At 50.3% G+C, this 22,136-nt stretch carries 21 protein-coding genes and 4 tRNA genes; 9 read left to right on the top strand and 16 right to left on the bottom strand.

Going from position 1 to position 22,136, the window contains the following annotated elements; genetic code table 11:
- Positions 1-156 precede the first annotated feature (156 nt).
- The 3 genes from ACJJII_RS01315 to ACJJII_RS01305 all read left to right on the top strand — a co-directional run bounded on the left by ACJJII_RS01315 (position 157) and on the right by ACJJII_RS01305 (position 2,609).
- On the top strand, positions 157-450 hold the full coding sequence (locus ACJJII_RS01315) for a hypothetical protein (protein ID WP_444918045.1): 294 nt from the start codon (positions 157-159) through the stop codon (positions 448-450).
- 808 nt (positions 451-1,258) lie between these two features.
- Complete coding sequence (locus ACJJII_RS01310; protein WP_444918044.1) at positions 1,259-2,173, top strand: zinc metalloprotease; 915 nt, start codon at positions 1,259-1,261, stop codon at positions 2,171-2,173.
- Positions 2,174-2,207: 34 nt separating this feature from the next.
- Complete coding sequence (locus tag ACJJII_RS01305) at positions 2,208-2,609, top strand: hypothetical protein (RefSeq protein ID WP_444918043.1); 402 nt, start codon at positions 2,208-2,210, stop codon at positions 2,607-2,609.
- Positions 2,610-2,687: 78 nt separating this feature from the next.
- Here the strand turns inward: ACJJII_RS01305 and ACJJII_RS01300 are convergent, their stop codons facing one another.
- The 3 genes from ACJJII_RS01300 to ACJJII_RS01290 form a co-directional block, all read right to left on the bottom strand.
- A complete protein-coding gene (locus tag ACJJII_RS01300) occupies positions 2,688-3,551 on the bottom strand; it encodes a DUF4396 domain-containing protein (protein ID WP_444918042.1) in 864 nt (287 codons plus the stop codon).
- 47 nt (positions 3,552-3,598) lie between these two features.
- Positions 3,599-4,198 (bottom strand): class I SAM-dependent DNA methyltransferase, encoded by a 600-nt coding sequence (locus tag ACJJII_RS01295; RefSeq protein WP_444918041.1) that lies wholly within the window; start codon positions 4,196-4,198, stop codon positions 3,599-3,601.
- 364 nt (positions 4,199-4,562) lie between these two features.
- A complete protein-coding gene (locus tag ACJJII_RS01290; RefSeq protein ID WP_444918040.1) occupies positions 4,563-5,576 on the bottom strand; it encodes a Vgb family protein in 1,014 nt (337 codons plus the stop codon).
- A 409-nt stretch (positions 5,577-5,985) separates the two neighbouring features.
- Between ACJJII_RS01290 and ACJJII_RS01285 the strand changes: the two genes are divergently transcribed.
- Positions 5,986-7,167, top strand: coding sequence for an MFS transporter (locus ACJJII_RS01285; RefSeq protein ID WP_444918039.1), 1,182 nt, complete (start codon positions 5,986-5,988; stop codon positions 7,165-7,167).
- Between the two features lie 197 nt (positions 7,168-7,364).
- Positions 7,365-7,439: transfer RNA gene (locus ACJJII_RS01280), tRNA-Cys, on the top strand.
- 81 nt (positions 7,440-7,520) lie between these two features.
- On the opposite strand, the gene ACJJII_RS01275 is transcribed toward ACJJII_RS01280, so the two are convergent.
- Together ACJJII_RS01275 and ACJJII_RS01270 are read right to left on the bottom strand one after the other, a co-directional pair.
- On the bottom strand, positions 7,521-8,081 hold the full coding sequence (locus tag ACJJII_RS01275; protein WP_444918038.1) for a disulfide bond formation protein B: 561 nt from the start codon (positions 8,079-8,081) through the stop codon (positions 7,521-7,523).
- Positions 8,082-8,091: 10 nt separating this feature from the next.
- A complete protein-coding gene (locus ACJJII_RS01270; protein WP_444919245.1) occupies positions 8,092-8,244 on the bottom strand; it encodes a DUF5993 family protein in 153 nt (50 codons plus the stop codon).
- A gap of 431 nt (positions 8,245-8,675) precedes the next feature.
- Here ACJJII_RS01270 and ACJJII_RS01265 point away from each other — a divergent pair, with 431 nt between their 5' ends.
- Positions 8,676-9,383: a SapC family protein gene (locus ACJJII_RS01265; RefSeq protein WP_444918037.1), complete on the top strand. Its 708-nt coding sequence runs from the start codon at positions 8,676-8,678 to the stop codon at positions 9,381-9,383.
- A gap of 139 nt (positions 9,384-9,522) precedes the next feature.
- Positions 9,523-10,605, top strand: a complete 1,083-nt coding sequence (locus tag ACJJII_RS01260) for a sulfite exporter TauE/SafE family protein (RefSeq protein WP_444918036.1) — start codon at positions 9,523-9,525, stop codon at positions 10,603-10,605.
- 118 nt (positions 10,606-10,723) lie between these two features.
- On the opposite strand, the gene ACJJII_RS01255 is transcribed toward ACJJII_RS01260, so the two are convergent.
- The 11 genes from ACJJII_RS01255 to ACJJII_RS01205 all read right to left on the bottom strand — a co-directional run bounded on the left by ACJJII_RS01255 (position 10,724) and on the right by ACJJII_RS01205 (position 19,541).
- A tRNA-Gln gene (locus ACJJII_RS01255) sits at positions 10,724-10,798 on the bottom strand.
- Between the two features lie 39 nt (positions 10,799-10,837).
- A tRNA-Met gene (locus ACJJII_RS01250) sits at positions 10,838-10,914 on the bottom strand.
- Positions 10,915-11,006: 92 nt separating this feature from the next.
- Complete coding sequence (locus ACJJII_RS01245; protein ID WP_444918035.1) at positions 11,007-11,960, bottom strand: DMT family transporter; 954 nt, start codon at positions 11,958-11,960, stop codon at positions 11,007-11,009.
- A gap of 58 nt (positions 11,961-12,018) precedes the next feature.
- A complete protein-coding gene (gene ychF, locus ACJJII_RS01240; RefSeq protein WP_282933944.1) occupies positions 12,019-13,110 on the bottom strand; it encodes a redox-regulated ATPase YchF in 1,092 nt (363 codons plus the stop codon).
- A gap of 207 nt (positions 13,111-13,317) precedes the next feature.
- Positions 13,318-13,914, bottom strand: a complete 597-nt coding sequence (pth, locus tag ACJJII_RS01235; protein ID WP_444892988.1) for an aminoacyl-tRNA hydrolase — start codon at positions 13,912-13,914, stop codon at positions 13,318-13,320.
- Positions 13,915-13,919: 5 nt separating this feature from the next.
- Positions 13,920-14,540: a 50S ribosomal protein L25/general stress protein Ctc gene (locus ACJJII_RS01230; RefSeq protein WP_444915710.1), complete on the bottom strand. Its 621-nt coding sequence runs from the start codon at positions 14,538-14,540 to the stop codon at positions 13,920-13,922.
- Positions 14,541-14,729: 189 nt separating this feature from the next.
- Entirely contained in the window at positions 14,730-15,659 is a 930-nt protein-coding gene (locus ACJJII_RS01225) for a ribose-phosphate pyrophosphokinase (RefSeq protein ID WP_282934570.1), read from the bottom strand.
- 355 nt (positions 15,660-16,014) lie between these two features.
- Positions 16,015-16,089: transfer RNA gene (locus ACJJII_RS01220), tRNA-Gln, on the bottom strand.
- Between the two features lie 11 nt (positions 16,090-16,100).
- Complete coding sequence (gene ispE, locus ACJJII_RS01215) at positions 16,101-17,024, bottom strand: 4-(cytidine 5'-diphospho)-2-C-methyl-D-erythritol kinase (protein WP_444918034.1); 924 nt, start codon at positions 17,022-17,024, stop codon at positions 16,101-16,103.
- A gap of 68 nt (positions 17,025-17,092) precedes the next feature.
- On the bottom strand, positions 17,093-17,740 hold the full coding sequence (gene lolB / locus ACJJII_RS01210) for a lipoprotein insertase outer membrane protein LolB (RefSeq protein ID WP_444918033.1): 648 nt from the start codon (positions 17,738-17,740) through the stop codon (positions 17,093-17,095).
- The gene (locus tag ACJJII_RS01205) at positions 17,724-19,541 is read right to left on the bottom strand and encodes a tetratricopeptide repeat protein (protein WP_444918031.1); all 1,818 of its coding nucleotides are present in this window, start codon (positions 19,539-19,541) and stop codon (positions 17,724-17,726) included. Before ACJJII_RS01205 ends, lolB begins: the two co-directional genes overlap by 17 nt.
- A gap of 237 nt (positions 19,542-19,778) precedes the next feature.
- On the opposite strand from ACJJII_RS01205, the gene hemA reads away from it, so the two are divergent.
- Positions 19,779-21,056 (top strand): glutamyl-tRNA reductase, encoded by a 1,278-nt coding sequence (gene hemA / locus ACJJII_RS01200; RefSeq protein ID WP_444918030.1) that lies wholly within the window; start codon positions 19,779-19,781, stop codon positions 21,054-21,056.
- Complete coding sequence (gene prfA / locus ACJJII_RS01195; protein ID WP_444918029.1) at positions 21,053-22,135, top strand: peptide chain release factor 1; 1,083 nt, start codon at positions 21,053-21,055, stop codon at positions 22,133-22,135. The genes hemA and prfA overlap by 4 nt, the downstream gene beginning before the upstream one ends.
- The last annotated feature ends 1 nt before the right edge of the window (position 22,136 follow it).

Below are 22,136 nucleotides of genomic sequence, written 5' to 3'. Positions count from 1 at the left end.
TGCTTCCATGTTATTTACTTCCATTGATCTAAATCTGTTTATCTGCAACCATTAAAGACAGTTAAGCCTAGCTTGAAGCGAAGAATCTAAAATTTATGGCCGAGCCTTGGTGTTGCAGTCAAAAATTGGTTCTATAACCTTTGAACGATAGGAAATATGATAAAAACTGTTCAATTTGGGAAAGTAATAATTCATAAAAAAGAACAAGCCAGTGGTAATGAGGCGATCCTTTACGCACATGGTTCATTTGGTAACGGCTCTTTTGGTAAGGCTGAATTGCCAGAGAATTTGGCTCTATACCTCTATCCATTTCATGGTTCGGCATCTTATGATCATGCAGTCAGGGGTTTGATAAAAACAGGTAAGCCTGCCAGTGAGGAAAATGGTAAAGAGAAATTTGGAACTTTAGAGTTTCTAAACATGGGGGGTCAGGAAAGGTTCACTCTCTAGCTGGTGGCGCGAGCGTTTATAATTATAATCTTTCATATAATGAAAAAAGTCCTAGTTATATGGATAATATAATAAGGCATGTCAGAGTGGTCTTCATGATTTGATTTTGGTTGAAGATGGGGCTCATATTCATTTGGATGATGTCCTAAAAGCCATTGATGCAAATAAGCTAGGTTATAACAAACTTCACTACACTGCCTGCCGATCGTCGAGCAGCGGAAATGATCTTAGCTCTCAAAAACAGTGGGGTTAATTTAGAGTAGAGTGTTCACTCTAGTTTAAAAGCTGTAGAATTTATAAAGGCCACTTACCTCCATGGCTACAGGAGGTAAGTGGCCTTTGTTATTTGTGATTGGCCTTTTTAATCAGGTGCTCTAATGATTGGGATATCTTTTTATTGTTAACCCCAGTTGGTGTGAGCTGTTTTTATGATGATGTATCATAAAAATATTGTCGTCCGCTTTATTGGAATAAAATTCGGTATTTTTTATTGGAATTTTACCTGTCAGTAATTTCAGGTTCCGAGAATTTTCATTCGCATTTTTAAGTGAGTTGCACCCTGTTTTTTCCGTGAAAAAAATTTCATATGTAACTAATTTCAGAGAAAAATGTATCTGTATTTTATTTTTTTGAGTTTATATTTTTTTTGGATTTGCATTTTTTTGTTGAACGTTACGCCTTATTAAAGAGTTTGATGTCATTATCATCAATTTAAGAATTGGTGCTATTGACAAAAGTTTATGGAAGCGTGGAAAGTTGGCGGGCTCTTATGGGAGTGTAAATAAATAATAAAATTAAGGCTTAGGTTATGAGAAAGACTGTTTCCAAGATCTCGATAAAAACTGCTCTATCATTGTGCGTACTTGCGTCATCAACTATAGGTTTTGCTCAAAGTGTTTCTTCGGTTGAGGCTGCCAACAATGGTGTTGGGCTAAAGCGCTGCGGTACAGACCACCCATCAATTCAGGAAGCCGCATTAAAAGAGCAGCATTTTTCTACTCTGCGTGGTGTATCAAGTGATAGAAGTGTGGCGCACGCATTGCGCCCCGCAGGTTCTGTAGAAGTTGATGTTTACTTTCATGTAATTACTGACACAGCTAATAATGGAGCGCTTTCTAATAGTGAGATTAATGCGCAAATGGATGTGTTAAATGATGCTTACGCAAATACTCCATTTACCTTTAATTTAGTTTCAGCCACTGTTACAGCAAATAATTCTTGGTATAACGTTGGTTACAATTCTTCGGCTGAGCAGTCAATGAAATCTTCCTTGCGAGTTGGCGATGCAGGGGATTTGAATATCTATGTAGCTGAAATTAGTGATGGCCTACTTGGGTGGGCTACATTCCCAAGTAGTTACTCCTCTGATCCACTTGATGACGGCGTGGTAATTTTAACTGGTTCTGTACCTGGAGGTGATGCTGCGCCCTACAATGAGGGGGACACCTTAACTCACGAGGTTGGCCACTGGTTGGGTCTTTATCATACGTTCCAAGGAGGATGTTTTGGCCGGGGGGACTACGTCTCAGATACCCCTGCGGAGAGATCGGCTGCTTATGGCTGCCCTGTTGGTCGGGATACCTGTACCAGGGGAAGAAATGCTGAAGGGGAAGATCCGGTAACTAACTTTATGGATTACACTGACGATAGCTGTATGTACGAGTTCACTGAAGGTCAGGCCACTCGCGCAGATGAACAAAGCGCGACTTATCGTGGTCTTTAACAGTTAGGGGGGGCTTGTCCCCCCTTCTTTAATTATGAATAAAGAACATTATTTATTTTTAGTGCTGAGCTTATTTGTTTTTGCTAGCCCGAATCTTTTGGCTCAAAGGCTAGCTGTTCCAGAGTACGTAACTTGTGATCGAAACCAATTAACTTCATGGCAGGGGGAGATTACAAAACTTGTGCGGGTGAAAGATGGAGTTAAGCTTTGGGTTGCTACTGACCATGGAACAAATGAGTTTCTAAACCTGACTATGCCAAATTGGAAGGAGGTTCTCGGGCAGTTCCGCATCCATGGCCGTTCTTTTCATTCCAGCGATTGGGAAAAGCTCATTGATACTAAGGGGAAGCTTAAGGTTGGCATAAAAGCGATTGTTTGGTTATGTAATACTGAAGGAGTAAGCCCGGTAATCAATTGGCAACCAGCCTCAGAATGAAATCTTACTATAGGCGGAGAAAGAAATTTTTTGAATCTTATGCTTAAGCGATTATTTTGAGTGCATAAAGTTCTGAGATCAAAAGTATATTGGTGTGATTTTATCTGTGACATAAATTGCAAGAAAAAGAGCTATAAAAGTGCCCATTATCCATATACTCGATTCCATTAAAGATAAAGAATGCATCTCCATTTTAGGCGTTTCTGCTTGTGAGATAGCCTGGATGTGCGGTGCTGAATTTGAGGCGCATTCATGAGAGCAATGACCAAAATTGGGCGCGACTCCATCTTTTCCCGGGAGGGTCATACAGCCATGTTTTAAGTGATTTTTTACCAGCCAATAGTTAATAGGGTAAGCAATGATGCCCCCAACAATGGTTGCCAAGCTCATACGAAACCAAAAGGTAGCATTTGTTGGGTCTTCAGAATTTGGCCATATGGAAGTCAGTATTACCATAGCGGGTATCATGCCAGCCATAACTATATTCATAGATACAGTTTCAGCAAAGAAAGTTTTACCCACTGCTTTTAAGTAGTTTCCCTGATACATACTTCGCATCATCAATGCCTGAAAAATAAACAAACCACAAACAAAGCCAGCCAAGTACTCAATTATGGAGTCCCATCCATTGGTGAGGCCCAGTGTGGGTACAATAGATGCTGCGATAAGGATCCCAGTTGCATCACCTGCAAGACAATGCATTTCGCTATTTACACTTTGCTTCCATGTGGCCCTAGTGAATTGATCGTGGCCGCCAGGAAAAGGACGGCGACAGGTGAGCAGGTAGAAGATTAAGCCGATAACACCGGTATAAAGAATCACTAATATCCAAGCCAGGCGCTGAACCCAGCTGGTTGGCGCATTAGTGATTGAGTCCCAAATAACAAAAACTAGGCTGAGACAGGTAAGAATAAACCAAACAAGCATTGCTCCGGTTAACATATAGGCTACCCATGATTGAGGGGGCGGGGTCCGTGTATATAAAATAATTATATCTTCTGAGCAATCAAGTAGGCGTGTAATTCTGACGGTTGATCGTACTCCAGATGTCTACAAATACAACCAGATGAAATAAGGAGTTGTACAAATTTATTTGTGCCTAAGGTGGAGTAATATAATTCCGGTCCCATCGCATCATTCGTATGATATTCCTCTTTATCTGTTCCACCAAAGGAAAATATTAGAACGCCTTCCTTGTTTAAGTAAGACGCTAGATTCCTTATTGTTTCCTCTTGTTTTTCAATTGGTATATGCCAGATGCTATCCCACGCACTTATAAAGTCATATTTTCTTGTGGCTTTCCACTTACATATATCCTCTAGATAGAAGTTGACTTTAGGGTGCTTATCCCTGGCGATCTCTATCATTTTCTCAGAAACATCAATTCCCTCGGGAGAAAATCCTTCAGTTAGCAGAAGCTCGATATGCCTTCCTGTGCAGCCACACCCTACATCTAGTGCGGAGCCTCTATTTTTTACAAAGCCAAGTGCCCGCTTATACTGGCTAATACCGTTGTTCCTGTTGAACTCTTTACGTTCCCATAGATGTGTGATGGTATCGTATGCTATCCCGGTTTGTTTCGGTTCCATAATTGTAAATTCTGTTTATGAGCTTTATTTAATGATTGCTGCACGCTTTTTGTTTTGTAGATTCGTTAGAGTTTGATTTATTTGAGGCGAATACTTCAACACCTATAATTATAACGGTCGCCACGAGTATCCACACGAGCCACTTCATGCCATTTTAAGCTAGTGTAACTTGTAGTGGGTTGCCAATAAGGTAATCCATCAATGGTTGCCTCATTAGGGCGCCGTGAATGGCTGTTAGTAAAGCTGAAAAAATTAGAATTCTAAATGGAAGTCTGTATTTGAATAGTTTGTCCTGTATCAAGATATATAGAACTATTGCAGTGACGCCATACATCGATTGATATCAATAGAGCTATATATACTTCTATTTTGGTATTCCCTGGTCGATAAATCCAGAATCAACACCAAACCAAAAGCTTCCATCCATATTGTTAAAATACATATATCTTATATTTCCACCACTTGGAACTGGGGTCTTGCTTGTAAATTTCTCTTTTTCTGTGTTAAAGGCAAAAATGATATTTGGAATCTCTCCAGTATCAGCGAGCCAAAGTTGGTTATTGTTGTCCAGTGCTGTTCCGTAGGGGCGTGGATTCTTACTGGGTAGCTTCCACTCTTTAAACTCCTTGGTCGTCGGAGTATAACGCCCCAAATAGCCTTCTGGATAATCAACGTACCAAATATTGCCGGTAGGATCGATTTCCAGTCTGCGAGGGCGAGCATTTGGGCGTGGCAGGTTAACCTCATTTATGGTCATGGTTTTTGCGTCTACGCGAGCTAACTTATTGGTGCCGAATAGCGCTACCCAGGGGTTTCCCTGGGCATCAATCTTAATACCATAGGGGCGGGCATTAGCGATTGTTGGGGTGACACTTAGAACTTTGCCACTCTGTACATTTAGCAGGCCTATGCGGTTACTTTGCTGGGCTGTGAACCAGATATTTCCCTCTCGATTGAAGACTAGCGTATGTGGGTCTTTGATACCTTCAGGCATTGGATATTGTTTAATTTGTCCATTATTGGTGTCTAATCGCCCAATATGCGCATTTCGATTACCTGCATACCAAACAATATCGTTTGAATCCACAATCAGGTTATGAGGGTGAGTACCTTCAGGTATTTCATACTGCTTAAACTCTTCAGAGGTGGGTGTAAACTTCCCGATGTAGTTACCCGCTTGTCCACAGAACCAGATATTACCTCTACTGTCTACATGCGGGTCTCTGGGGAGTCCCTCCCAGGGCACCTTCCATTCGTTTAATTTAAGTTTGTCAGGTAAATTATCTTCTTGAGCAACGGCGTTCGCCAGTAGGAAAGGAAGTGTGGTAAATAGCATGACTAAGGGAAGATGATAAATTCGCCAGGAATGAATACGCATTTTTCTCTCCAAGAGTTATCTATGTCGGTAATCAGTCATGCTGTGGTATAAGGCGCCTAACTATATAGCAGTTAAAGCATAGGTGAATTTAGGTTAGAGTTGTCTGACTTCAGTCATTATATGTAGTGAGCTGAGCTTCCTCATCTCATTAAAAATACATGATTTGCGGGAATTTATACACAATTAGATTGCTTGCTAATCTGCCAATTGGTTCGTCTTGTTCACCGATTTTTCGGGTAGTTAAGCAAGTTGTTGGTCTGTGTTACCACTATTTAGCAGTTTAATTAGTATTTAATTTCATGAGCTGCAATATTCTCGAAAAAAAACTCATTCTTCAGTACTATTTTTATAATTTTACAGTTGGATATTGAGGGCGTATATTGCGGGCCTTAGCTATAGGAGGTCATTTATGCTACCGCGTCTTCGCCGGCCTGAAATTCTTTTGCTTATTCTGGCAGCTTCGATGCCGCTCTCATTTGCTGTTTGGAATACGTTACTTAATAACTTTGTTATTGAAAAGGCAGCATTTACCGGTGCAGATATTGGTTTGTTGCAAAGTGTGCGTGAGATACCTGGCTTTTTGGCCTTCCTAGTGGTCTTTGTATTACTTTTTGTCAGGGAGCAGAGACTGGCGATAATCTCCCTGGTAGCAACTGGCCTTGGGGTAATGCTAACGGGGCTGTATCCTTCATTGACCGGGTTGTTACTCACTACACTTTTAATGTCTACGGGATTTCATTTTTATGAGACCTTGCAGACTTCCCTGGCACTCCAGTGGTTTCCCAAACAAACAGCAGCAGTTTGGATGGGGCGTATGGCTGCCGCAGGTTCCTTTGCTGCGCTTCTGGCTTATGGTTTGGTATGGGGATTAATGAACTTCGCAGGCCTGGACTATTCCTGGGTTTATCTAATTGGTGGTGGCATGACAATAGTCATTGCCTTAGGAGCCTGGGCTCTTTTCCCTCAGTTTGCTCAGCCCCACAGCCAGCATAAGAAGCTTATTCTGCGGAAACGCTATTGGCTCTATTATGCGCTCACGATGATGAGTGGGGCTCGCAGGCAGATCTTTATAGTATTCGCTGGTTTTTTGATGGTGGAGAAATTTGGATACAGTGTGGGGGAGGTTGCTGCTCTCTATACGGTAAATCATTTACTTAATTTGTATATCGCACCGAAGATCGGACAGTTCATCGTTCGGTTTGGCGAGCGCCGTATCCTCACTTTGGAATATATTGGGCTGATACTGGTATTTGCGGGTTATGCGCTGGTAGAAAGTGCTGCGCTGGCAGCGGCATTATATATTATTGACCATTTGTTTTTTTCTATGGCAATTGCGATTAAAACCTACTTCCAGAAGATAGTCGATGAGCGGGATATCGCGGCTTCGGCTGGAGTCAGCTTTACTATTAATCATATTGCCGCAGTAGTTATCCCTGTAGTATTTGGCTTGCTGTGGCTTGTCTCTCCGCCAATGGTATTCTTTGCGGGGTCTTTAATGGCCTTAATTTCTCTTGGGTTGGCACAGCTGGTTCCAGAGCAGCCGTTGCCCGGTAATGAGGTTAGGGTTGGGCAGTATTCTGGGGCTACCTAGAAAGAGTTGAAATGGAGTTTTTGTTCCATTATCCTTGGCGGCAACTTAAACAAGACTGTTTACTATGAAATACGCGCAAGAACTTCTTTCTATATGTTGCTGCCAGGCAACCTGCGTGCTTCTGTAAATTTATTCGGAAGCGTTTTTTGCTTCCGTAGAGTCAAAGAACCCGGAGCGGAAGCGCCGGGTTTTTTTATGGCCAGGTGGCAGAGAGGAAATGCGACGGTCTGCAACACCGTTTTTCACCGGTTCGAATCCGGTCCTGGCCTCCATCTATTCTGTTGATCTATGGATATATGCTTGGCAAGCTGTCGTTTGTATAGCCATACCCCTTTTCTTTTCTCAGCTTGCTTTTAAATTCCGTCGATAGCGCCAAAGAGCCAATAGTTGTCTGGATTATCCGGGCAGACAGTAGGTCCACACTCTGCGAAAGTTATAAATATATTAAGTACGGTAATTGAAAATGCAGTTACTATGGCCATTTTTCCGAGAGCTCCCTGATCGCGGAAACTGATAAATATGGGTTTTCCATATTGCTTATCAAATGCACCGATAATCGCGATGCCAATAACTGTCATGTAGAAGATAATCAGTGCCCAAGTGTAATAGTGATATCCCATTAATGGATCGCCATAACCTGGTGTTCCGGGAATAACATGTAGGCTGACTTGGCGCAGTGCGGTAGCGGCGCCAAATAGCGCTGAGAATGTTGCCAGGCTGTAGTGTAGAGGGCGGTTGCCATAGAGTACATTTAGCATCAGGCCAAATAAGACTCCTGTGAGCCCAATTCGTTGAAGTAAACAGAGAGGGCAAGGCATTTCTCCATTCACTAATTGAAAGTACTCTGCGGCGACGAGTACGGCACATACGGCAAGTATGCCCAGTGCATTAAGCTCTCGAAATATTTGCCCCATTCACCCTCCCCTACAAGGCTAAGTTGAGATTGTCGCCGGTGTGATAGCCCAGCCAGGCGATGCTTGATATCAAGGCAAAAATGAATGTTGCGGTTGCTAGGGTGTGGTAATTCTTCACAGCTAGAGACATTGCTAGGAGGTAAAAAATGAATAGTAGGCTCATCATAGTGAGGCGCGCCTCGGTTTTGACATCAAACTCACTCCAACCACTTCTTCAATCGTATAAAAAAGCACCACTTGTTACGATAGCTGTAGAGGTGGGGGAGGGCTGATACAGGTAATGCGCTACCTGTCAGGGTTGGCTAACTAATACTCGATTCGTTGATTTTGAAGATTGCCGAGTCGTTTTTAGGGGGGAGCAGTGAATTTAATTGGTTCGACAGTCTTGAATTGTGTGAATTTAACCAAATAAATTTGTCTTTAGGCTGTTGTTGGTGGACTTTGTTTGCCAGTTGGGCTTCTTCCCTGTTTAATGCTGGCTTTGGTTTCCGGCGACTGTCGGGAAGCACTTGTCATCGTAGATGCGTAGAAGAGTGGTACGTTAGGGTATCTCTGAAAATTTAGTAACTATAAAAGTAGCTAGGAGTTGTACTTATGGCACAGATCAAAGCTTTGGATAAAAAGGCACATGCCAACCTGAAACTCACCCAGGACATTACTTTTGACCATGTAAGCGGTAATCACATTTTGCCGCTGGTGGTTCAGGAAATCGTACAGGCAGCCCAGAGCTACCCGATCCTGTTCGTTAAAGACCAGAATACTGACCAGTTTAAAGTTGTGGCGCTTACCGGTCTGCGCCCCGGTGAAAACCTGTTCTCTGGCGCTGATGGCTGGAATGGGAGCTACATTCCTGTACAAGTGCGCACTTACCCGTTTGTTTTGGTGAAGAATCCAGACAACGCTGATCAGGCTGTTCTGTGCATCGACGAAGACTCCAAGATGCTGAGCGACTCTGAAGGTGAAGCGCTGTTCGATGGGGAAGGCGAGCAAACTGACTTCCTGAAGAATCGCGCCCAGGCGGTGGTTGAAACTGCACAGCGTGTTGCAGTGACTGACTCTTTTATCGAGTTCCTGGTTTCCAAGGACTTGCTGACCCAGAAGAAACTGACTCTCCGTGTTAGCGAAGATGACAAGCCTTACGATCTGACAGGTTTCTTTGTTATCGATGAAGAGAAGCTTAACAAGCTGTCTGATGAAGACTTCTTGGAGCTGCGTAAGCGTGGCGCGCTGCCGGCAATCTACGCCTCTATGATGTCCTCTATGCAGGTTCAAAACCTGATTCGCAAGAAGCGCTTGAACTAATTGCGCTTTGCCCGGCAGCTGAGTCTGCCGGGCGACCCTTCTAGCAGTGACAGGCGAACTCGCCAAATCTTGTCTTGATCCCATCTCACACTCGTACCACTATTGTCTCCCTCTGACGCTTTAGCTCACAAATAATAAGATGAAAAACGTGGCGCGATTCTCTCTTCGCTATTGGTTCGCTTGGTTGGTTCTGTTTTACGGTGTTTGGTTTTTCCTGATTTTACAGGGCGAGAACCTGGCCCAGGCGCTCGAGCATTGGTCCATGGCCCTGGCGATGGCGCTGGGTAGCTATGCCGCAGGTTCTACGCCGATGGGCGGCGGGACAGTTGGGTTTCCCGTGTTGGTGCTGTTTTTTGATATGCCGGCAAGTCTGGGTCGCGACTTTAGTTTTGCGGTTCAGTCGATAGGTATGGTCAGTGCCAGCTTGTTTATTCTCTGCCGACGCCAGCAGTTGGCTTGGTCGATGTTGCGGGGGGCACTGCTGGGATCTCTTCTGGCGACTCCCGCCGGTATCCTGCTGTTTGCCCCTCTGATACCCGAACTCTGGGTGAAGCTTTCCTTTGCCGTCCTCTGGGGCAGTTTTGGCATTTTTCATTTGTATCGCCTCAGCGAAATTACTGATTGTGAGCACGCGGGGGACCCCCAGTGTCCGACTGATTTTCGTGTCGGCTTGCTATTGGGTGCTTTTGCCGGCTTTTGCGTGGTGGCAGTTACCGGTGTGGGTGTGGACATGCTGGTGTATGCGGCTCTTGTGCTATTGAGCAGGGTGGACCTCAAGGTAGCGATCCCCACATCCGTGGTGATCATGGCATTTTGTTCGGTACTCGGAGTAATAGTGAAGTCGCTGGCGGGAGATTGGCAGCCTGGGGTGTTTGGGAATTGGCTGGCGGCAGCACCAGTAGTAGCCCTGGGGGCGCCTCTGGGCGTTTTTGTCGTTAGCTTGCTGGGACGCAAGCCGACCCTGCTGATTGTGGCCTTCCTGTGCGTTGTGCAGCTTGTGTGGACTTGTATGTCCGAGAGTGAGGCTATGAAGGGATATGGTGGTCCGCTAGTGCTGCTGGCATTGCTGTGCTGCCTGGCGGGGTTCGAGTGGCTGCGAGCCCTGGGTTTGCGCAGGGAACAAGTGCGAACGCTTGTATCAACTTCAGGAACTGCTGACCTGGAGCCCGATAGCGCCGAAGTGACAGTTATGGAAGCTAATGGTGTGGTGCTGCCGGAGTAGTTGATTTTTGGATAGCGTTCGCGGACGAGTTCTGGCGAGCTATTCGCAGAATCAGATAAAAAACGGTTGCGTTTTTGATTGCTGCCCAGATTTGGGCCTGCTAGATAATTTGGGAAGATGGCTGGGGCGGAAGGATTCGAACCTTCGCATGACGGGATCAAAACCCGCTGCCTTACCGCTTGGCTACGCCCCAGTTTCAAGATTCACAAAGAATAGTCTCTGTGATTTGAAATGGTAGCAAGGGGGAGACTCGAACTCCCGACCTCAGCATTATGAGTGCTGCGCTCTAACCGGCTGAGCTACCTTGCCATTTCTTTTGTTGTCTCGGCTGTCCCGAGGGCGCGCATTATTAAACGATGGGCCGGGGGTGTCAACACTTTTTTTGTATTCTTTTCAGATAGTTAGCGATTTTTTTCATCTGATGCCCGGGACTGCTCAGAACCGGGCCTGGAACTGATTGCGGCGAGGGCGGAACCGAGTACTACGGCGCCGGCGCCGGCCCAGCTGATCCAGTTGAGCGGCTCAACTGCAATATAGTCGGGCCAGATAGAGCTGATCAGCGTACTGAACAATAGGGTGATGACTGGCACTAATGACAGGGTTGCGCTGACACTGGATGCCTCCCAGTGCGCTAGTGCCTTGCTAAAAGCCCCATAGGCGATCAGCGTATTGGCGGTGAGAAACGCTAAAAGCGCCCACTCGAGCCAGCCCAGGTGGGAAACCTTCATTGGCTCCGCCATGGGCAGGAAGAACAGGGTCCCTGCGATATAAATCACTACCAGTAAATCCTGGGGTGTTGCGCGGCTCAATATTTTCTTCTGGAAAAAACCGTAAATCGCCCAGGTGACAGCGGCGATCAGGATATAGCCGAGCCCCAGCAGGTATTCGCCGCCGGCGCCACTGGTCAGCTCTTCCAGGCGCTGGTTAAAAAATAACAGCAGCCCAATTACTACCAGTACTACGCCGCTCCACTGGCGCGGCGAGAAGCGCTCTCCCAGCCAAAGTACGCTGGATATCAGTAGAAGCAGGGGAGCCAGCTGGATCACAACCTGGGCGGCACCAGGGGTGATGTAATTGAGTCCACTGGCGTAGGCGAGGTAGTTCACCAGGAGGCCGGCAACGGCGAGGAAGGTGAAAAGCAGCAAGCCGCGACTGAATAGTGGCTTGAGCTGTAGTTTACGCGCCTGTCCGTAGTAGACGCCCGCTAACAGTGCTGCACCGGCAAAGCGATACCAGGTGGCGGTACCGGGACTGATGTATTCGAGAAGCCCTTTAAGGGCAATGGGCAGGGTTGCCCACATAAATACGGTAATCAGTGCCAGCGGCAGGCCGACTTTCCAGTTTGATTGAGCCATGGAATTTACACGGGTGGGCGCGCCTCCCCGGGGTGGGGAGGCAAAAAAGGAGAGGTGGTTAGACGTTAAAACGGAAGTGGATTACGTCGCCGTCGGCGACAATGTAGTCCTTGCCTTCCAGGCGCCACTTACCCGCGTCTTTAGCGCCGGCCTCACCATTGTTATCAATGTAATCGCTGTAGCTGATCACTTCTGCGCGAATAAAACCCTTTTCAAAGTCGGTGTGGATTTTGCCGGCAGCGTTGGGAGCGGTAGCGCCCAGTGGGATGGTCCAGGCGCGCACTTCCTTCACGCCAGCGGTGAAGTAGGTGTGCAGGCCCAGCAGTTGGTAGCCGGCGCGGATCACGCGGTTCAACCCCGGCTCTTCCATACCCAGTTCTTCCAGGAACTCCTGCTTCTCTTCGTCGTCCAGCTCGGCAATTTCCGCTTCGAGCTTGTTGCAGATAGGTACCAGTACCGCGTTTTCTTCAGCGGCGATGGCAGCTACAGCATCCAGGTGCGGATTGTTCTCGAAGCCATCTTCGTCCACGTTGGCGATATACATGGTGGGCTTGATAGTGAGCAGGCTCAGTTCGCGCAGGTCCGCCAGTTCGTCTTCTGAAAGCTCGAAAGAGCGCAGCGGTTTGGCTTCATCCAGGTGTGGCTGGATTTTTTCCAGCAGCGCTTTCATCTTGATCGCGTGCTTGTCCTGTCCCTTAGCGGCGCGGGTAAAGCGCTGTAAGGCCTTTTCCACAGTGTCCAGATCGGCCAGGGCCAGCTCGGTGTTGATCACCTCGATATCCGCTACCGGGTGTACCTTGTTGGCGACGTGGATAACGTTATCGTCTTCGAAGCAGCGCACAACGTGGGCGATAGCGTCGGTCTCGCGGATATTGGCGAGGAACTTGTTACCCAGACCTTCCCCCTTGGAGGCGCCCGCAACCAGACCGGCGATATCGGTAAATTCCATGGTGGTGGGAATGACCTTTTCCGGCTTGACGATCTCAGCCAGTTTGTCGATGCGGGGATCTGGTACCGGCACGACCCCAGCATTGGGCTCGATGGTGCAGAAGGGGAAGTTTTCCGCATCGATACCCGCTTTGGTCAATGCGTTGAATAGGGTGGATTTGCCCACATTAGGTAGGCCGACAATACCGCAAGTAAAACCCATGGTGATATTTTTTTCCGTTTGCCCGAGGCGCATACAGCGCGCTCTGCTAATTGCGTTTGAGGTCCGGTAGTGGTTGCGCTGGCGGGATTTTGGATGGGCGGGATGTCTCGGCCACCACAGGGTCCGGGCCAGCCGGGAAAATACCGGCAATTTAGCGCAGCACACTATCGAGATTTCCGCGGCAAAAGGCAAGCCGGCGGGTGGGATCTATTTGTTGGTGTGCAGCGTTTTCATGGCTGCGCCCCAATCGCCGGAAGCGGCGGTGGGCAGAACGTCGATCGAGCGATCGATCGCATCAGCCAGTGTTTCCTGTTCCGCCCTGGGGGCTCGCTGGAGCACAAACCGGGCCACTTCGCTCGAGCTGCCGGGGTGGCCAATGCCGAGTCGCAGGCGCATAAAGTTTCGGTTGTTGCCCAGTGCGGCAATGATATCCCGCAGGCCGTTGTGTCCACCGTGACCGCCGCCGGCTTTCAGGCGCGCGATACCGGGGGCCAGGTCCAGCTCATCGTGAGCGACCAGAATGGCTTCCGGGGGAATCTTGAAGAAGTTCGCCAGTGGGCCGACAGATTGGCCACTGCGATTCATATAGGTGGTGGGAATCAGCAGCCGGATATCCTGGCTGCCGACCCGCACACGGCCAGTGAGGCCGTGGTACTTGCTGTCGAGGCTGAGCTGGGTGCCTTGTTGGCGGGCCAGCTCGACAACAAAGTCGGCACCGGCGTTGTGTCGCGTCCGATCGTATTCCGGTCCGGGGTTTCCCAGGCCGACAATCAACTGGATCGGAGTATCCGGTGCCGCAGCCAAGGCGATTACTCTTCGCCTTCGCCAGTTTCGGCTTCAGCTTCCACAGCGCCGCGAGGCTTGTGGATAGAAGCTACAACCAGATCGTGGTCTGCACCGTGGCTCAGTGCCACAGACTCAACACCTTCCGGCAGTTTCAGGTCGGAGATGTGCAGTACGCCGTCCATTTCCAGGTCGGCCAGGTCCACTTCGATGAACTCAGGCAGCTTGCCGGCAGGAGCGTTAACTTCCAGCTCGGTCAGGGTGTGAGAAACGATACCGCCAGCCTTAACACCTTTGCTGCTCTCTTCGTTCAGGAAGTGCAGAGGTACTTTAACGTGTACTTTGGTGTTGGCAGATACGCGCTGGAAGTCGATGTGCAGCAGCAGGGCTTTAGCCGGGTGACGCTGCAGGTCGCGCAGGATAACTTTCTCTTCTTTGCCGTCTACGTCAACAGTCAGCATGGAGGAGAAGAAAGCTTCGTTTTCCAGAGCTTTGGTCAGGTCTTTGTGCAGCACGGAGATAGAAGCAGGCTCTGCTTCACCGCCGTAGATGATGCCGGGTACACGGCCTTCCAGGCGACGCAGGCGGCGGCTCGCACCTTTCCCTTCATCGCTGCGGGCAATGGCGTTCAATTTAATATCAGACATGGGATAAACCTCGGGTTGTCTGTCCAGAGTGACCTGCGACCGGACCGCTCTGGCATGGATGTTAAATGGGCACTGGGCCCAAAAGTAATCGCCCGGCAGTGCCGGGCGGGCGCGTATTCTACGGGAATCAGCGCTAAAGGCAAAGTGCCCCGGCATGCGGGGCGCGGGGATACCTTGATCGGCAAGTTCCTAGCGGAACATTGCGGACAGGGATTCCTCATTGCTGATACGGCGCATGGACTCGGCCAGCATTGCAGACAGGGTCAGCTGGCGAATTTTTGGTGCCTTCTCCATTTTGTCACCCAGGGGGATGGAGTCGGTAACCACCAGCTCATCCAGAACGGAGTTGTTCAGGTTGGTGATGGCGTTGCCAGACAGTACCGGGTGGGTACAGTAGGCGACAACTTTCTCGGCGCCGTGCTCTTTCAGGGCGTTGGCGGCGTTACACAGGGTGCCGGCGGTGTCGACCATATCGTCTACCAGCAGGCAGGTGCGGCCGCTGACTTCACCGATAATGTTCATGACTTCGGCAACATTGGCCGCCGGACGGCGTTTGTCGATGATAGCCAGTTCGCAGTCGAGGCTCTTGGCCACAGCGCGGGCGCGTACAACACCGCCGATGTCCGGGGATACCACCACCAGGTTCTGGTATTTTTGGCGCTCGATATCGTCGAGCAGGACCGAGGAGCCGTAAACGTTATCCACAGGAACGTCGAAGAAGCCCTGGATCTGTTCCGCGTGCAGGTCGACGGTTAATACGCGGTCGATACCTACGCTCACCATCATATCGGCAACCACTTTTGCGGAAATCGGCACGCGCTGGGATCTTACGCGGCGATCCTGGCGGGCGTAGCCAAAGTAGGGGACTACAGCGGTGACGCGGCCGGCGGAGGCGCGGCGGAGGGCGTCTACCAGCAGGATCAGTTCCATCAGGTTGCGGTTGGTAGGTTGGCAGGTGGATTGCACCACGAAAACGTCGCGGCCGCGTACGTTATCGGTAATTTCTACTGCAATCTCGCCGTCGGAGAAGCGCTTGACCGTGGCTTCACCCAGGGGGATCGCCATATGGTCGACAACCTTCTGTGCCAGTTCCGGGTTTGCGTTGCCGGTAAAGACCATTAAGTCAGCCACTGCGAGTTCCTTTAATTCTGTCTTGAAGTGAATTGAAGTGTAGATGCCTGCATATTTGCTAGCAGTCAGGGTTTTTGCTGCAACACTTTTGCGTTGAGCGGCGCACTGTTGCGCGGATAAAAACAGGGTTTTGGCCACAGTTTTTTTCCTTGCTCAGCGGGTTGCTCTGGGTGCGTGCTCGCACAACCATCGGGCGCTTGCATTCAAGCCTGCCTTCAGGATTCTTTAAAAATTGGGGAGTGGCTCTGTAAAGCCCTGTGCGAATGGCCTGGGCCGGCTGGATCAGCGTAGACTGAATCATGTCGGAACCGGTTTTTGACTGTGCCATTGCATATAAAGAAAGTGGCTGGGGCGGAAGGATTCGAACCTTCGCATGACGGGATCAAAACCCGCTGCCTTACCGCTTGGCTACGCCCCAGTAATGTTTCCTCAAAAATCTGAGGAGATTTTCGCTAGCGCTTGATGTGTCGGTGAAACCAATACACCCGCTGCCGTAAAACCCTGCCACGCCTCAGGCAGTTTGGTGTGTGCCTCAGTGGCCGCCTCTGCCGTAGGGAATGCCGCAAAAACGCAGCCCCCGGTGCCGGTGAGTTGTGCCGGAGCAAATTGCTCGAGCCATTCTCTGGCATCGCGTATTTCAGGGTAGAGCTTCTCAACTAATGACTGGCAGTCATTGCCGGAAAATGTTTCCAGTTTTTCGCTGCCGAGTCGCATCTCGTTGGCCTGCTCCTCGCGAAGGGCCGCTAATGTAATTGCGACTGAATCTCTTGTCAAACGTGAATCGCGAAAAATTTTTGCAGTGCTCACTTCGCAACCAGTTGAGACAACCAGGTAGTGGCGTTGCTCGGTGGTTATTGGGGTTAATTTTTCACCAACCCCTTCCGCCCAAGCGGTGCGCCCGCACACAAAAACTGGAACATCGGCTCCTAATTGTCGTCCCAGCTCTGCCAGTTTATCGATCGATAAATTGCACTGCCATAAGTGGTTGAGCCCGAGCAAAGTGGTGGCGGCATCGCTACTGCCTCCACCGATGCCGCCGCCGTGAGGCAACTTCTTTATCAACCGGATAGAGGCGCCGAGAGAATTTTGTCGGTCAGGCTCAGCTTGTTTGCGCAGTAATTGGGCTGCGCGATAAACCAGGTTGTCCTCTTCAGCTACATCCAGCTGGCCGGCATCGACACTGACAATGCCGTCGCTGCGCTCACTGAATTCCAATAAGTCGCCGAAATCGAGCAGTTGGAACAGGGTTTGTAACTCGTGGTAGCCATCCGGGCGACGGCCGAGAATGCGCAGAATCAGGTTGAGTTTTGCAGGGGCGGGCAGGGTTAGCAGCATGAGGCAAAAAGAGGTCAATCAATTACAAGATCGCCATAATACCTGCATGCTGCGCTTTGGGCATTGATAGAGTTATGCAAAACCCCCTACAAACCCCAGTCTTTAATCACCAGGGTGACGGATACCGGGCCAGTGGGACTGTTGGTTTGTGCTTTGATCCGTGTTGGCAGCATAAAGGGGCCTTCGCTGCGATATTCACTAAAACTCAAGGCCCAGCCGGATTGTCGCAAGCTTTGCAGCTGGCCCTGGGCGTTGCGCTGCTCACCACTCTTGGCGCCGGGCGCAGGAAGACCGCGCACCCAGTAGAACATCTCGCGGGCGGGCAGAGGCCAGCCCAGTGCTTCCTGGGTTAGCTGTGCCGGGTTGCGCGCATAAATTGGCGGCTCGCTACCGCGTACCAAACTGACGCCACCGGCTGAGCCGGTGATGACGGTAGTGCCCGCTCCGAGCGGACCGCTGAGATGAAGGCGAAAATTCTCTGCACCGCCCTGTAGCCAGGCCAGGTTGGCACTGCCGTTTTCTTTGGGGGAGCGAACACCCAGTTTGCCCTTGAGATTCCACTGGGTAAATTCAGCTACTGTTTGCGGTGTTGGATTTTGATTTTCAGTGGGGGAATCTGGCTCCGGTTCCTGTTTGGTTTTTTGTCCGGCACAGGCGGAAATCATTATTGCCAGACATGCCAGCAATAACAGATAGAATCTTCGCGCGGTTGTCTTGTCAGCTATCTGATGCATGTTGTTCCAGTGACTCTTTGATTTGTAGGCGCTTCATGGCAGCCGGAATAATTTTGCTGTGGGGATTCAGCAGAAGGCCTTTTCTCCACATATTCATGGCGGCTTCTCTGTTTCCCTGAACCCAGAGTACTTCACCGAGGTGTGCGGCAATTTCGTGGTCGGGCAACTTTTCCATCGCCTGCCGCAGATACTTTTCCGCAGCTTCGTGATTGCCGAGACGGTACTCTATCCACCCCATGCTGTCGATTATTGCCGGGTCCTCAGGCTCGAGTTCCAAAGCGCGGCTGATCAATTGGTAGGCTTCTGTCTGCCGGGATTTATCTTCAATCAGTTTATAGCCGAGCGCGTTGAGAACTGTGGCGTTATCGGGATTTCTTTCCAGCAGGTTTCTCAAGTCCTTTTCGAATTGTTGTGCGTTGCCGAGTTGGTCATGCAGCAGCGCGCGGGTGTACATCAAGCGACCGCTGGTGCTGTTGGTTTGTAATGCCTCGTCTACTCGCTGTAAAGCCATACTGGCTTCACCACTTTTGCGAAGTAATTCGACCTCCATCAGGTAAAAATGTTCTTCCTGAGTGGGGTGTTTTTTTCTCAGTTCAGCAAACCATTTCCGGTTAGTGCTGTACTGTCCGAGGCTCGCCAGCAATTCCGTACCGCGAGTAATGGCTTCTACGTAATCACTGCCGGGCCCCACTTCGCGGAAATATTTAATTGCATGGGAAAAATCCCCGGATTTTTCTGCAATGCTGCCCAGGTAAAAATAAGCAGCGGATTCGTGCTGCTGTAGTTCAAGTAGTTGGGTAAAGAGGACTTTGGCCTCGTCAGTTTGCTCGGTCTCGTACTGAATTAGGGCCAACGACAAAATCAGGTTGCCATCTTCAGGGCGCTGCTTAACCAGTTCAGCAAACTGCTTGCGTGCCAGGGCCAGGTCCTCCCGAATCAACAGGCGGGCGTATTGAAGGCGCAAGCGACTCTCGGAGGGATGGATGCCGACGAGTCGTTCGAGTAGGGAAATGGCTTCCTTGCGCTTGCCCTGATCAACCAATAGGTGACTTTCCAGGAGTGGTGCATCCAGTTGGTCTGGATGGTGCTCTTGGACGCGGCGCACCAGGGACAGGGCGCGGGCGAATTCTCTTTCGGTGCGCAGTACCATGGCGTAGGCGAGCACGACCTCGTCATCGAGGGGGTAGACTTTTGCCAGCCGGGCAAACTCTCGCTTGGCTTGTTCCGTGAGTTGCTCGTGCCCGATTGCGGTTGCCGCGAGAGATTGCATGGGCGGGTTGCCGCCGAGTTCCAGGGTTTTACTGGCGTGAATCAGGGCTGTGTGCAAGTCGCCGGACAAAGTCAGCTCGGCTGTGAGGGCCAGCTGTGCATCGGCGTTTTGTGGCTCAAGCTCTACCCATAGCCGGGCCGAATCCAAGGCGGCCTGGCGGGCATTTAAAAAGCGGGCAATGCGTGTAGCGCGGGCGGCAACCCCGGGATCTTTGGTGACCTCCGCCTGGTGGTAGTAGTTGGCCAGTGCGACATCGTACTGCTCGCGGATACCAGCGACTTCGGCTACCAGAAGGGTGTAGAAGGTATCAATAGGGAAGGTTTTTGCTTCCGGCTCGTCTGACTCAGTGGTTTCCTTACCCTTAAGGTTGCTCGGCTCCAGTGCTGTGCTCGCGATCTCTGCAGAGGGAGCCGCCGGCGTCTGGTGCTGGGTACAAGAAGCAAGTATTACGGATACGGCAAGGAATGCGGCAAGCTTGAGCTGGTGGCTGGAAATTCGGGCTGGAAGCTGATGTGCGCGAGGTGGGAGCATAGATCGTGTCCATACGTTACGTTGTCGCTGAAAGCGGGGTATTACTGGCGTGTTTTAAACGATTATCGCCATATAATTCTAGTCGTGAATCGGGTTTGGAACGGTGGTGGGCAGTGGCTCTCGCCAAATCGGCGGGCAATTTTACTGCCTCTTGCGCTTGCAAGGGAGACGGCTGCCTATGAAAATGCGCTCCCAGTGCGGTTTCCGCCTTTTAAGATTTAATGCTAACGGAAGTCTATGCCAATTCTTACCCTGGGTATCAACCACGATAGCGCGTCGGTCGAAGTGCGCGAGCGGGTGGCCTTTGCCCCCGAGGTGATGCCCGGCGCACTGGGAGATGCGCGAAAAGCACTGGGGTGCCGCGAGCTGGCCATCCTGTCTACCTGCAATCGCACCGAAATATACGGAAATGTGGAGTCAGAAGCCTTGTTGCAGTGGCTATCTGAATACCACCAAGTGCCCCTAGAGCAGCTCAAGGGCTGTGCCTATGTGTACAGCGATGAAGAAGCGATACGCCATATGATGCGCGTTGCCTGTGGTCTCGATTCCCTGGTGCTGGGTGAGCCGCAGATCCTCGGCCAGATCAAGTCCGCCTATGCGGTGGCGCGGGAATCCGGCAGTGTTGGCAGTGAACTGCACCGGGTTTTCCAGCGGGTGTTTACCGTTGCCAAGAAGGTTCGCACCGAAACTGCAATCGGTGAAAACCCGGTTTCTGTTGCCTACGCCGCTGTTTCTCTGGCTTCGCGAATCTTCACCGACCTGAAAAAGCAGACTGCCCTGTTGATCGGTGCGGGAGAGACTGTGGAGCTGGTTGCCCGCCATTTGCTTGATCAGGGAATCAAGCAGGTCATTGTTGCCAACCGCACATTGAGCCGGGCCCAGTTGCTCGCAGAGAGCTTTGGTGCCGAGGCAATCCTGCTTGCGGATATCCCTGAGCATCTGGCGCGCGCGGATATCGTTATCAGTTCCACCGCGAGCCAGCTGCCGATTCTGGGTAAGGGAGCGGTCGAATCGGCGCTGCGCAAGCGTCGGCACAGCCCCATGTTTATGGTGGATATTGCGGTACCCCGTGATATCGAATCGGAAGTTGGCGAGCTGGATGATGTTTATCTGTATACGGTGGACGATCTGCGCGGGGTTATTGATGAGGGCAAGCGCTCCCGTGAGAAAGCGGCGGAGGCAGCCCAGGAAATCGTAAATGCTGCTGCGGCTGAATTTACCAAAGAGAGCCGCTCTTTGGAGGCTGTGGATAGTATTCGCAGCTACCGGCAGCGAGCCCAGGAAGTGAGTACTTCCGAACTTGAACGGGTACTGTTACAGCTGGAAAAAGGCGAGGACCCTCGTCGACTGATGGAGCAGCTCGCTCGCTCTCTCACCAATAAATTAATTCATGCACCCACCGTCAGTCTGAAAAAAGCCACGGCGGAGGGTGATATTGAGCGTTTGCGTATCGCTCGCGAGGTCGTTGGGTTGGATGATCTCACCGATATCGATTTAGAGAAAAAGCATCAATGAAAGAATCGTTACTGAATAAACTGGAAACCCTGCTTGAGCGCCACGAGGAAGTATCTGCGCTGTTGGGCGACGCCGACGTAATTGCTGATCAGGATCAATTCCGCGATCTTTCCCGCGAGTATTCTGAGCTGGAAGAAGTGGTTAAATGCTACGGCGCTTACAAACAGTTGCAGGAAGATATGGTCGCGGCTCGGGAGATGCTGGGGGAAGATGACCCGGAAATGCGCGAAATGGCTCAGGAAGAGCTGCGCGAGGCTGAAGGTCAAGTGGAGCCGCTGGAGCGAGAGCTACAGACTTTGCTGTTGCCGCGCGATCCTAACGACAGAAAAAATGTCTTTCTGGAAATTCGCGCAGGAACCGGTGGTGATGAAGCAGCTATTTTCTCCGGTGATCTGTTCCGCATGTACTCTCGCTATGCGGAGAAGCAGGGATGGCGAATAGAAATTGTCAGCGAAAATTTCGGTGAGCACGGCGGTTACAAGGAAATTATCACTCGCGTCGCCGGTGAAGATGTCTACGCAAAATTAAAATTTGAGTCCGGTGCGCACCGGGTACAAAGGGTTCCTGAAACAGAATCCCAGGGTCGTATTCACACTTCGGCTTGTACGGTAGCGGTGATGCCGGAGCCGGATGAGCGCGATGCGATTGAAATTAATAAAGCGGATTTGCGTGTGGATACCTACCGTGCATCCGGTGCCGGTGGTCAGCACGTTAACAAAACCGATTCCGCTGTGCGCTTAACCCATATTCCCACGGGAATTGTGGTGGAGTGTCAGGATGAGCGCTCCCAGCATAAGAACAAAGCCAAGGCAATGGCACTGTTGCAAGCGAAGCTCAATACTGCGCAGGAAACGGCGGCGGCCCAGGAAATTTCCGATGCCCGCCGCAGCCTGGTGGGCAGCGGTGATCGCTCTGAGCGAATCCGTACCTACAACTATCCCCAAGGTCGGGTTACCGATCACCGTATCGGCCTCACCCTCTACAAACTCGATGAGATTATGCAGGGGGCTCTGGGGGAGGTGATCGGGCCATTGCGCACGGAATACCAGGCCGACCAGTTGGCGGCCCTGGCCCAATAAA

The organism is Microbulbifer maximicatervae (SeqCode), from assembly GCF_052467825.1.
Note: the sequence above shows the minus strand (reverse complement) of the source record. Positions and strands in the feature narration are given on the sequence as shown.